Below are 10,686 nucleotides of genomic sequence, written 5' to 3'. Positions count from 1 at the left end.
CGAGCGTTCGACTTCCCAACCATGGAATGATGATGAGCAAGCGTTTTCGCCGGCAGCAAAGGCTGCTGGAGCTGCTGGCGGCGGGCGATGTGTGGAGCGTCCCGGCGCTTTCCAAGGCGCTCGACGTGTCCGACGAGACGATAAGGCGGGAGATTCGCGCGCTCGAGCCCGGCGGCCAGGTGACGCGCGCGCATGGCACGGTGCGGCTGGCGCGGGTCGAGACCGAGGGATCCTTCGCCGTGCGGCTCCAGCGCAATGCCGATGCGAAGCACCGCATCGGCTGCGCCGTCGCGCCGCTCGTGGCGGATGGGCAGACGATCTACATCGATGCGAGCACGACGGGCCATTATGTCGCACAGGCACTGCGCGACCATCGCGACCTGACGGTCATCACCAATGCGGTGGGCGTGGCGACCGAGCTTGGCGGGCGCAACGGCAACCGGGTGCTGCTGGCCGGCGGCGAGATGGACTATGACTATCGCGCCTGTTTCGACCAGACGGCGACCGACTATCTGTCGCTGTTCACCCCTTCGCTCGCCATCATCTCGGTCGAGGCCGTGAACCTCGATCACGGCTTCACTTCCTATCATGCCGGGGAGGCGCGGGTCTGCCGGCTGATGGTGTCGCGGGCGCGAAGCGTGCTGATCGCGGTCGATTCCTCGAAATTCGGGCGGCACGGCACGCTCGCCGTCGCGGATTTCCGGTCGGTCGGCATCGTCGTGGCCGATTGCCCGCCGCCCGATGGCTATGACGCGGTGTTGACCCGCACGGAATGGGTGGTCGCCTGAACGGCGCGATCAGTCGGCGAGGCGGCTGCGCAATATCCGCGCGAAGCGATCGGCCGGGCAGAGGCGGGCGCACCCCGCCATCCTCAGCGAGCCGATCGACACCGCCGCGCCGCCCTGCCGCAGCACCTGGGGCGACTGGGTGCGATAGGAGAGGCGGACGAAGCGCCGGCCCGATTTCCGGTCGCGCAGCTGCTCGACCAGGATCGCGCCGCCCGGCGGCACATCGTCGGTCGCATAGCCGGGCGCCTTCAGGCTGGTCCGCAGGGCCGCCGCGAGCGCGGTGACGTTGGTGTCATGGCCCATCAGCACTTCGATGCGCGGGCCGGCCGGATCGGCGAGCGTCTCCAGCACATGCCGCCCGAGGATCGCGGCCTGGTGCGAGGCCATGTACGGCGATCGCGTGAAGACGTCGAACAGCGCGGCATGCAGCGCGCCGAGCCGGGTGAGCGCCGCGGGATCGGCACGCCCCCAGCCGGTGTCGCGTAGCGGCAGTCCCTCGACATATTGCAGCAGCAGCACCTGCGCGATGCCGGAAGTGTCGCGGATCGGCCCCTGCAATTCGATCCCCCGGCCATCGGGCGCGGGGCGGAGCTGGGCCGGCAGGTTCGGCGGGCAGCCCGTGCCGCGCGGGGCGCATCCCAATATGCGGTCGAGCAGGGCGATCGCGGCGGCGTGCCGGGTCGTGAGCGCCGCCGCTCCGCCGGTGAACCGCTCGATCGCGGCCACGGCCCGGCTCGCGTCGAAGCGGGTGGCGCCGGCGCGCAGGGGCTCGAAGATCGGATCGATCTCCCCCGCCTTCAGATGCTCCGCCGCGATTCCGCAGCCCGGGGCAATGCCGCGGCCATAGGCCTCGCCGCTGGCGATCGTCCGGTCGGAGACGTTGGTCCGGATGCGGATCGCGCCGGATGCCGCGCAATTCCGGGGCAGGACGCGCTGGGCGACGAAGCGTCGGCGATCGGCGGCGGCGACCGTCTCGAGCGCCCTTATGCCGTGCGGCGTGAGGCGGCTCTCCGCCACCGGCCAGCGCGGCCATGGCGCGGCGGTGCGGGTGCCCTCCGGCACTTCGCCGGCGAGCGGCGCGCGGATGCCATGGCGCATCACGATCACGACTCGCTCGACGGCAAGCCCCTGGGGCCGCGCGGGGGCGGAAAGGGCCGCGCCGGGCAGCAGCATGGCAGCGCCGGCGAAGAGGGCGAGCGCGGGGCGGGGCATGCGAATCATTCGCGAGCTCATGCGGCCTGCAAGGGTCAATTTGATGACATTGCGCGCGATAATCGAATGAAATCGATTTGATCTCAAAGGATATGGTCAAAAATTAATTGATACGGTCATTTTGTCATCAATGCGTCACTGGCCGCCCCTAGCGGGCCGGCGGCGGCGGGCAGGATGCCGCCGCGATCCAGTTCCTTTGGGGGTAAGCAATGATGACCATTTTCCCGGCACATCTTCGCGCGCTGCATCTTCTGTCCGGCACGGCGATGGCGCTGCTCGCCGCCGGCCCGGCCTGGGCGGCGCCGGCCGGCCCCGAGACGCTCGTTCCGGCCGACCCCGTTCCCGCGCCGGCGGCGGATCAGGATCGCGGCGGGGGCCGCGACAAGGACCGCATCGAGAAGCAGGACGATGACGACATCGTGGTGAACGGCCGCCGCCATGCCATTCAGGACACGCAGAACGAGCAGATCCGCAGCTCGTCGCTGGTTTCGATCATCTCGGGCGAGGAACTGCGCGCGCAACCGCAGCAGAATCTGGCCGATCTGCTGACGCGCATGCCCGGCATCAACGCCTCGGTGGACCAGTCGCGCAACGCGGCGGCGACCGGAGAGGCGCAGTATCTGTCGATCCGCGGGCTCGATACCGCCTACAACGCCTATATGCTCGACGGCGTGCGCCTGGCGCAGACCGACGCGCGCACCCGCGCCATCTCGATGAACCTGCTGTCGCCCTTTTCGGTCGCCGAAGTGCGGGTGAACAAGGCGCCGACCGCGAATTTCGACGGCGACGCGATCGCGGGCGTGCTCGATCTGCGCACCGCCTCGGCCTTCAACCTGCCGGCGGGCCATGTGCAGATCCGCGCGCAGGGCCAGGTCGCCGGCCGCGCCGCGGCGCGCGGGCAGAATCCCTGGGGCGGCACCGCGCAGATCGAAACGGCGCAGCGCCTCGGCAATCTCGGCATCTATGCGTCGGTCTATTACGGCCTGAAGCACACGCTGGGTGAATCGACCGCGATGCAGCACGACTGGGAGAAGTATGACAACAAGATTCCCGGGATGATCCGTGACAATCTGGACAATATCGCTCCGCGCGGCGTGCAGTGGAACGTCTTCCGCAACCGGATCGAGCGGCTGGGCGGCACGCTGAACCTCGACTGGAAGGGGGACGATCTCGACCTCTATTCCTATACCACCTATGGCCGCTACAAGCTCAAGAGCTGGATGGACCAGACCGCGCTGCGCCAGACCGATCTCGCACCCGGCCAGATCAATCCCAATCCGGGCAATTCGGGATCCTATGACGCGGCGGGCTTCCGCGCCGATTACGGGCTGACCGCCACGCATTATTTCCGCACCGAACACTCCAACCAGGAGCTGTTCTCGACCAAGCTGGGCGGCCAGTCGCGCCTCGGCGACCTCACGCTCGACTATCACGCCGCCTATTCGCGCGGCGAGCAGGACTATCCGCTGCGCATCCAGTCGGGCTTCGCCGGGAAGCCCTATATCGGCACTGCGGACAATAGCGGCCTGGCGATCACGCGGATGGTCACCAGCATCGGCGATCGCACCAGCCCGCAGGTGGTGCTGACCGACGCGGCGCGTGCGGCCTTGCTCAATCTCTCGACGCTGAAGCAATGGTATGTGACGCAGCAGTTCGAGAATACTTGGGAGCGGCGCCTGGAGGGGCAGCTCGACGCGACCTGGAAGCTGGGCGACCAGGGGCTGGAATCGATCGCCGCCGGCGCCAAGGCGGAAGGGACGAAGCGCTATGCCAACAGCCTGGGCGACGATGGCGCGCTCCAGTATTTCTTCCCGCTCGCGAACGGCAGCAACGCCCCGCGCTACAACGCGCAGGGCCCGTCGGTGGCGGATATTCCGGGCGAGATGCTGGGCGGCTTCATGCACAATTCCGCCCAGGTGCCGATCAAGCTGCTCGATACCAAATTCATCGAGGACCAGATTCGCCGCCTGTCGACGCCGAAGCTCGCGGGCCTCGACCCGGTCAAGCTGAAGCAGGACCGGCTGGACGGCAAGGAGCAGCGCATCGGCGCCTATGCCATGGCGACCTTCCGCGCGGGCGATCTGACGGTCATCCCGGGCGTGCGCTTCGAGCATAACCGCTTCGAGGGCACCTATTGGCAGAGCAACGAGAAGACGGGCAACGGCTTCGTCACCACGGCGCGCAGCTACAATCAGTGGCTGCCGAGCGTGATCGCCAGCTATCGCCCGAACGATCGCGTCGTCTATCGCGCTTCGGTCCGCCGCAGCTATTCGCGCCCGGCCTTCGACCTGCTGCTCGGGCCGACGGAGGTTTCGCTCAGCGACGACGGCACCTTGTCGGTGTTCATTCCCAATCCGAACCTGGACGCGCAGACGGCCTGGAACGTCGATGCCTCGATCGAGCTGAAGGGGGAGGGCACCGACTTCTTCTCGATCAGCCCCTATTACAAGCGCATCAACCATGTGCTGTTCTCGACGGGCACCACCAATGCGGGCGGCGATCTCAACGTCTGGGGAACCAGCAGCCCGATCAAGGTGAATGGCGTGGAGACCTCGACGCTGGATACCAGCGGGAAGGGCGACGTCTACGGCATCGAGCTGGTCGGCCGGTACAGCTTCCGCGATCTGCCGGGCTTGTTCGACGGGCTGGGCGTTGGCGGCAACATCACGCTCCAGCGCGCCCAGGCCAAGGTGTTCGTGAACGGCCAGTGGCGGGGCCAGCGCATGCCGCAGGCGCCGCGCATCATGTACAATGTCGAGCTGTTCTACAATCATGGCGGCTTCCAGGCCGCGCTCAACTATAATTATACGGGCGACAAGCTGTACGACCTGCGCTCCAGCCGGCCGGATACCTATGTCCAGCCCGTGTCGAAGATGAACCTGATGCTCGGCTATACCCTGGGAGAGCATGTCTCGATTGGTGCGTCGATCGAGAACCTGCTCAACGCCCACACCTATTGGGCGACCACCAGCCAGCGCCAGGCCTATCTCTCCAACGACCGCAAGGGCGGCTATATCGAAACCGGCCGGGTCTATTCGCTGAACCTGAGCTATAGTTTCTGAGCCTGGCGCAATGGACAGTGAGCCGCCCATGGGTGGCTCACTGTTCCGCCTCGTTTCACGGGGCGGTCAGCCGGCGGCGGCGTCAGGGTATCCCGGGAGTCGCGGCATTCGGAAACGCCGTCGCCTGCCTCTTGCGAGCGGTTTCCTTCCAGAAATTCGCTATCCTGGGCGCGTTCAGCACGATCGAGCAGGCCTCGGCCATCTCCTCGCCGGACAGGTTCACGCAGCGGGAGAAAGCCTCGGTGACGCGGCCGACGCCGGCCGGCTCGGGAACCGCGGGAGTTCCGGCCGGAAAGGCGATGTCCGGGGCGCCGGGAAAGGCCAGATAGTCGCTGGCCAGGATCGAAACCGTCGGACCGGCACAGATTCCGACCCTGGCGATCTTTCCGGCCGGGGGACTGATATCGCCATATTTTCCCGCAAGTGCTTCGATCGTCCTGCCATTGAGCGAGCAGATCCGGTCGCCGGGTTTGAGGATCGTCTGCGAGGCGGGCGAGGCCTTCATGATATGGGTTATGAGCAGCCCGTTCCCATCCGGGCGATATTGGATGCCGATTCTCGTGCGATCGGTGACTCGGGCCGTGCGGTCGGAGCCGTAGAAGGCCAGGGCACTGTTCCCTGCGTCGAGCACGAAGTTGGACCGGCGAAGCAATCCGGTTCCGACCGACGCAGAAATACCCCGTTTGGAAAGCGGTCCGCCCTCAGGGTCGATCGATGCCGTTGCCGGCCCCATCGGACGTCCTCCGATGCGCACCACGGGCAAGCTGGCCAACCCTTTGATGACCGGGCCGCCGGCACCGATGCCTCGAATGTCGCTGCGCACCGGAGCGGCGCACTCCCACAGCTTCTCCTGCTCGGGCACGAGATGAACGTCGCTGTCCGTGCCGGTGTCGAGCAATGCCTGGACCCGGATTCCGCATATCTCGGCATCGACAATGGGGAGGTGGGTTCGTGTTTCGATCGCTACCGTCACCGTGTCCGCATCCTTCGGCAGGTCGCCGCCGAGCAGGAAGCGGGCGCGACGATTCTCCCAGTCGACCTGTAGCGTGAGGCCCATGAGCATCTTGATGCCGATCGTGACGCCGACGCGCTCGTCGCGCGACAGGGGCTTGTCGGTGACCGCCACCTGCTGATTGAGGAGCGTGAGACCGCCGATCACGAGGCTGTCGGCGCGCCGGATAGCGTATTGGCTGACACCACCATATCCATTGGCTGAGATGGTCTTCCCATCCTTGGCCCCGTCGGCCAGGGACACGAGTTTGGAGGAAATCAGCGCCACATCCGACACGGTCGAGCCGGTGTCGATATCGGCATAGGTCGCCTGCCCGTTCACTGTGACCGGGAAGATGATACCGTCGGCTTCGTCGCCCGAGAGGGGAAGCCATTCCACCGCCTTGGTCGCGTTGAAGCCGAAACGTGCCTCCGGCTCTACCCGAGTTTGAGCACTGGCAACCGGGAGGGAAATGAAGAGGCAGAGATTTGCGATAACCAAGGGGAGCATGGGATTCATGGCGACCCGACCTTCTCGAAACGGTGGGCGGCGAATATGCTGCCGCCCACCTTCAGCAGCCCAAATTTCAGACGAGGCCCTCAGTCGTTGGGCGAGCCGCTGTTGCGATCATTTCTTTCGCGCTGGTCGTCGGCCTTTGCAGCCCAGTCGGTGCCGCTGTTGGTGTTACTGCTGCCGGAGCTGCCCCCGATGGTAACGGTCACGACGCCGCCGTTCGGGGGGAAGCCGCCCACCGGACCCACGCCGACCGACACGCCGCCGCCGCTCCAGACGTTGATGCCGCCGCCGCCGCCGGCATCGGAGGTCACGTCCGGGCCCGTGGGCTTCGGCATGGGGCTGCGGTCCTGCATGCGGCCACCGGCCACGAAGCCAATCTCGTCCATAGTAAGTTCGCGGAGCATAAGAATAATCCTTCTCTTACTGGTGAAATCCTGCCTTAGTTCCTGACGCATCTGGTAAAATATTTGCCTTATTCGGGATTCTCCTATGTTGGTGCCTATGATGTATGATGTGCGTAATCATCTAAATCCGCAGGCATCTATTTTAATGCATGACGCGAACGGCGTTCATGCGCGAAGAATTACTGTAATGTGCGAGAGGCGGGCCCCTGACTCGCGCTTCATTTCAGGTAGAATGCGCGAGAATCGAGATTTATGAAGTCGCATTTGCACCGAATTGACGTATTCAAACGCCATTTTTGTGGGTAAAAACTAGAAGTTGATTATCTATTTGTTTTGAATGGATAATGTGTTGCGGTGCCGGCATGAATATTCTCGAAAGACGCGGCCGGTGCGGCGTTGCACATATTCATGAGGAGCGCGCGGCCGCGTGCCTTGCAGCCCGGGCGACGGGCAGTTCGGGATGATGATACCGCCTGCTGCGTACGCCAGGGGCGAGGCACTTTGATGCGAGCCGATAATGGCCGCTTTTCATGAACTTGGCGCAATGTCCTCGATGGCGATCACATTCCCGGCCAGCGTCAGCGGCGCCCGGCGATGGGAGACCAGGATCAGGCCGGTGTTGGATCCCGCCAGCCAGGCGTCGAGCCGCGCGATAATTTCGGATTCCGTAGTGGAATCAATCCCTTCGGTAGGTTCGTCGAGCAGCAGCCAGGGCCGGCCGGCGAGCAGCGCGCGGGCGAGGGAAAGCCGCTTGCGCTCGCCGCCGGACAGGGTTCCGCCAGCCTCGCCCAGGCGCGTATTCAGGCCCTGCGGCAAACCCTGGATGCGATCCTCGAGCGCGGCGACCCGCAAGACCGCCCAGATGGCCTCCTTGTCCACGCCGGGGCGCGCCAGCCGGAGATTGTCGGCGATCGTCCCGGCGATCAGCGCCGCATCCTGGGGCGCAAGCGCGAACTGGGCGCGGAGCATCGCGTCGGAACAGGCGGCGGGAGCCTGCCCCCCGATCGCCGCATCGACCGTGCCCGCGCGCAGCCCGGCCAGCGTTTCGAGGAGCAGCGTCTTGCCCGAGCCGGAACGGCCGGTGATCGCGACCCGCGCACCCGGCGCGAGATCGAGGCTGCCCAGCCGCAGCGGCACCGCTCCGGCGGAGACGGGCGCCGCAACGGGTTCGGGCAAGGCCAGGAGCGCGTCGAGCCGGCGCAGTCCCGCGGCCACGCCGGCCCGGCGAAAGGCGGTGCGGGCAAGGCCGGCCATCGCCTCGACCGCGCCGGCCGCGGCCAGCAAGGCGAGGGCGACCCGCGGCGCGGGCGCATCGGCGAGCAGCAGCACCAATGCCACCGCCAGCGCGGCATAGCCGGCGAGCAGCGCGGCGATCACGCCCTCGCCGCGATGCAGGCGCGCCCGCGCCGCGTCGAGTGCGGCGGTGAAGCGGGACAGGTCGCCGGTCACCCGGCCGGCAAGGCCATAGGCGGCGATCTCGGCCCGGGCGGCGGCATATTCGACATAGCGGGTGCGCAGCGCCCCGAGCGCTTCGCCTGCGTCCTGCGCCGGGCCGTGGGTGAGGCGGCGCGCGGCGCGGTCGAGCAGCGGCGGCAGCGCGGCGAGGAGCAGCGCCAGCGCCAATGCCGCGGCCCAGCCCGCCAGCCCCGCGAGCAGCACTCCGGTGCCCGCCGCGACCCAGCTCGCCGGGCGCACCGGCCTGCGGACGATCAGCTCCTCCAGCGCATCGATATCGCCGATCAGCCGGGCGCTGGCATCGCCGCCGGCAAGGTCCGGGCCGGTGCGGCCGTCCTGCGCGGCGAGCCTGGCGAACAGGCAGGCGCGCAGGCTCGCCATCGCGCCCAGCGCCGCCTGGTGCGAGAACAGCCGCTCGCCATAGCGCCCGACGGTGCGCAGGATCGCGAGGCCGCGGATCGCGGCGCTGGGGATCAGATAGTTGAAGCCGAGCGCCGCCACCGGCCCCGCCGCGCCCGCCAGCGCCGCCGCGGTGAGGAACCAGCCCGAGACCGCGAGCAGCAGCACGCCCGCGAGCGCGGCGACGATCGCGGCGATGCCGGCACGGCGCAGCCGGCGCCGGCCGGCGGCATCGAGGGCGAGCGCGCTCACAGCGCCACCACCAGCCGCGCCGCGGCGGCGAGCGCGGGATCATGCGTGGCGACCAGCACCGCGCGCTCGGCCGCGACTTCGCGCAGCAGCGCGACGATGGCGGCCGCGCTTTCGGCATCGAGGTCCGCCGTGGGCTCGTCGCACAGCAGCAGCGGCCGCCGCGAGAGCAGCGCGCGGGCCAGGCCGATCCGCCGCCGCTCGCCGCCCGACAGGCCCGAGCCGCGATGATCGAGCAGCAGGCCGAGCCCGCCCCGCGCCGCGATCACGGCGTCGAGGCCGACCCGCCCCGCGACGCGCGCGATCTCGTCGGTTGTCGCATCGGGGCGGGCAAGGGCGATGTTCTCCGCCAGCGTGCCGGGAAGGAGCAGCGGCGTCTGCGCGGCCCAGGCGATGTCGGCGGGATCGAGGGCGCCGCCGCGCGCGGTGGTGACGGTGCCGCCGGCCGGCGCGACCTGGCCGGCGATGGCGGCGAGCAGGCTCGATTTGCCGCTGCCGGTGGGGCCGGTGAGCGCGACGAGATCGGCCGCGGCCAGCTCGAAGCCGACCGGGCCGATGCGCAGGCCGGGCCATGCGACCGCGAGCTCCGTGACGCGCAGCCCGTCGAAGCGCGCCGTGGCGGGCGCGGCGGGAGCCGGCGCCTCGACTTGCGCCAGCGCGGCCATCGCGGCGTCGCCGAGCTGCTTCTCGTGATAGGCGGCGGCCAGGCGCCGCATCGGCAGGTAGAATTCCGGAGCCATGGCCAGCGCGAAAAAGGCCTGGCCGAGCGAGAGCTTCTCGGGCGCCGGAAAGGGCAGGAGCCCGAGCAGCGCGAAGCCGCAATAGACCGCGACCAGCGCCACCGAGAGCGCCGCGAAGAATTCCAGCACCGCGCCCGAGAGAAAGGCGACGCGCAGCACGTCGACGGTGCGCTCCGCCACTTCGCGAGTGGCGGCGCCCACCTGGCGGGCGATGCGCTCCTCGGCGCCGAAATGGCGGATGATCGGCAGGGCGCGGATGCGATCGACGAACAGGCCGGAAAGCCCGGCGAGCGCGGCGAGCTGGCGCTCCGCGGCACGGCGCGCGGCGGTACCGGCCAGGATCATGCCGAGCGCGAACGGGACGAGCGTGCAGAGGAGGATCAGCGCCGATACCCAGCTCGCCCAGGCGACGATCGCGGCGACGAGCAGCGGCGCGGCGGCGGACGCGGCACGGGCGGGGCGAAAGCGCGCTTCATAGGCCTCGATCGTCACCATGTGATCGATCGCCAGCGCCGCGCTCTCCCCGGCGAGCAGCGGACGGGGCAGGCGGCCGGCGAGCAGGCGGGGGAAGATCCGCGCGCGCCAGCCGGCGACCACGCGCTGCGCCGCGCGGATGGCGACGGCATGGGCCAGCATCGCCGCTCCCGCGCGGACCGCGCCGCCCGCCAGGATCAGCGCCACGGCGCCCCGGGGCAGGCCGTTCCCGGCCGCCAGGCTGCCCATGGCGAGGGCGATGCCGGCCGCGAAGAGCGCCGCGCCCGGTATGTCCAGGATGGGAGCCAATCCAGATGATTGTTTCGTCAGGGCATCATGCTTTCATTGCGTCATTCCCGCCTGCGCGCGGACGGCGGGTTTGCCGGCCGAGTCGTG

General features: G+C 68.4%; 7 protein-coding genes. 2 read left to right on the top strand and 5 right to left on the bottom strand.

The window, feature by feature from the left end:
* Positions 1–32 precede the first annotated feature (32 nt).
* Positions 33–788, top strand: coding sequence for a DeoR/GlpR family DNA-binding transcription regulator (locus tag OMP43_RS17910; protein ID WP_280280897.1), 756 nt, complete (start codon positions 33–35; stop codon positions 786–788).
* A gap of 9 nt (positions 789–797) precedes the next feature.
* Here the strand turns inward: OMP43_RS17910 and OMP43_RS17905 are convergent, their stop codons facing one another.
* A complete protein-coding gene (locus OMP43_RS17905) occupies positions 798–2,009 on the bottom strand; it encodes a histidine-type phosphatase (RefSeq protein WP_280280896.1) in 1,212 nt (403 codons plus the stop codon).
* A gap of 200 nt (positions 2,010–2,209) precedes the next feature.
* On the opposite strand from OMP43_RS17905, the gene OMP43_RS17900 reads away from it, so the two are divergent.
* Complete coding sequence (locus OMP43_RS17900) at positions 2,210–5,062, top strand: TonB-dependent receptor (protein ID WP_280280895.1); 2,853 nt, start codon at positions 2,210–2,212, stop codon at positions 5,060–5,062.
* 82 nt (positions 5,063–5,144) lie between these two features.
* Here the strand turns inward: OMP43_RS17900 and OMP43_RS17895 are convergent, their stop codons facing one another.
* The 4 genes from OMP43_RS17895 to OMP43_RS17880 all read right to left on the bottom strand — a co-directional run bounded on the left by OMP43_RS17895 (position 5,145) and on the right by OMP43_RS17880 (position 10,599).
* The gene (locus OMP43_RS17895) at positions 5,145–6,572 is read right to left on the bottom strand and encodes an aspartyl protease family protein (protein WP_280280894.1); all 1,428 of its coding nucleotides are present in this window, start codon (positions 6,570–6,572) and stop codon (positions 5,145–5,147) included.
* Between the two features lie 80 nt (positions 6,573–6,652).
* Positions 6,653–6,904, bottom strand: coding sequence for a hypothetical protein (locus OMP43_RS17890; protein WP_280280893.1), 252 nt, complete (start codon positions 6,902–6,904; stop codon positions 6,653–6,655).
* 597 nt (positions 6,905–7,501) lie between these two features.
* Complete coding sequence (locus OMP43_RS17885; protein WP_280280892.1) at positions 7,502–9,079, bottom strand: ATP-binding cassette domain-containing protein; 1,578 nt, start codon at positions 9,077–9,079, stop codon at positions 7,502–7,504.
* Complete coding sequence (locus OMP43_RS17880) at positions 9,076–10,599, bottom strand: ATP-binding cassette domain-containing protein (protein ID WP_280280891.1); 1,524 nt, start codon at positions 10,597–10,599, stop codon at positions 9,076–9,078. The genes OMP43_RS17885 and OMP43_RS17880 overlap by 4 nt, the downstream gene beginning before the upstream one ends.
* Positions 10,600–10,686 lie beyond the last annotated feature (87 nt).

The sequence above is a fragment of the Sphingomonas sp. CBMAI 2297 genome (assembly GCF_029870595.1).
Classification (GTDB): Bacteria; Pseudomonadota; Alphaproteobacteria; order Sphingomonadales; family Sphingomonadaceae; genus Sphingomonas.
The sequence above is the reverse complement of the archived record's forward strand: the minus strand, read 5'-3'. Positions and strand labels throughout refer to the sequence as shown.

Excerpts from the sequence above, each read along its gene's own strand:
- OMP43_RS17910 (WP_280280897.1), top strand. The coding sequence starts at position 33 with ATGAGCAAGCGTTTTCGCCGGCAGCAAAGGCTGCTGGAGCTGCTGGCG.
- OMP43_RS17905 (WP_280280896.1), bottom strand. The coding sequence starts at position 2,009 with ATGATTCGCATGCCCCGCCCCGCGCTCGCCCTCTTCGCCGGCGCTGCC.
- OMP43_RS17900 (WP_280280895.1), top strand. The coding sequence starts at position 2,210 with ATGATGACCATTTTCCCGGCACATCTTCGCGCGCTGCATCTTCTGTCC.
- OMP43_RS17895 (WP_280280894.1), bottom strand. The coding sequence starts at position 6,572 with ATGAATCCCATGCTCCCCTTGGTTATCGCAAATCTCTGCCTCTTCATT.
- OMP43_RS17890 (WP_280280893.1), bottom strand. The coding sequence starts at position 6,904 with ATGCCGAAGCCCACGGGCCCGGACGTGACCTCCGATGCCGGCGGCGGC.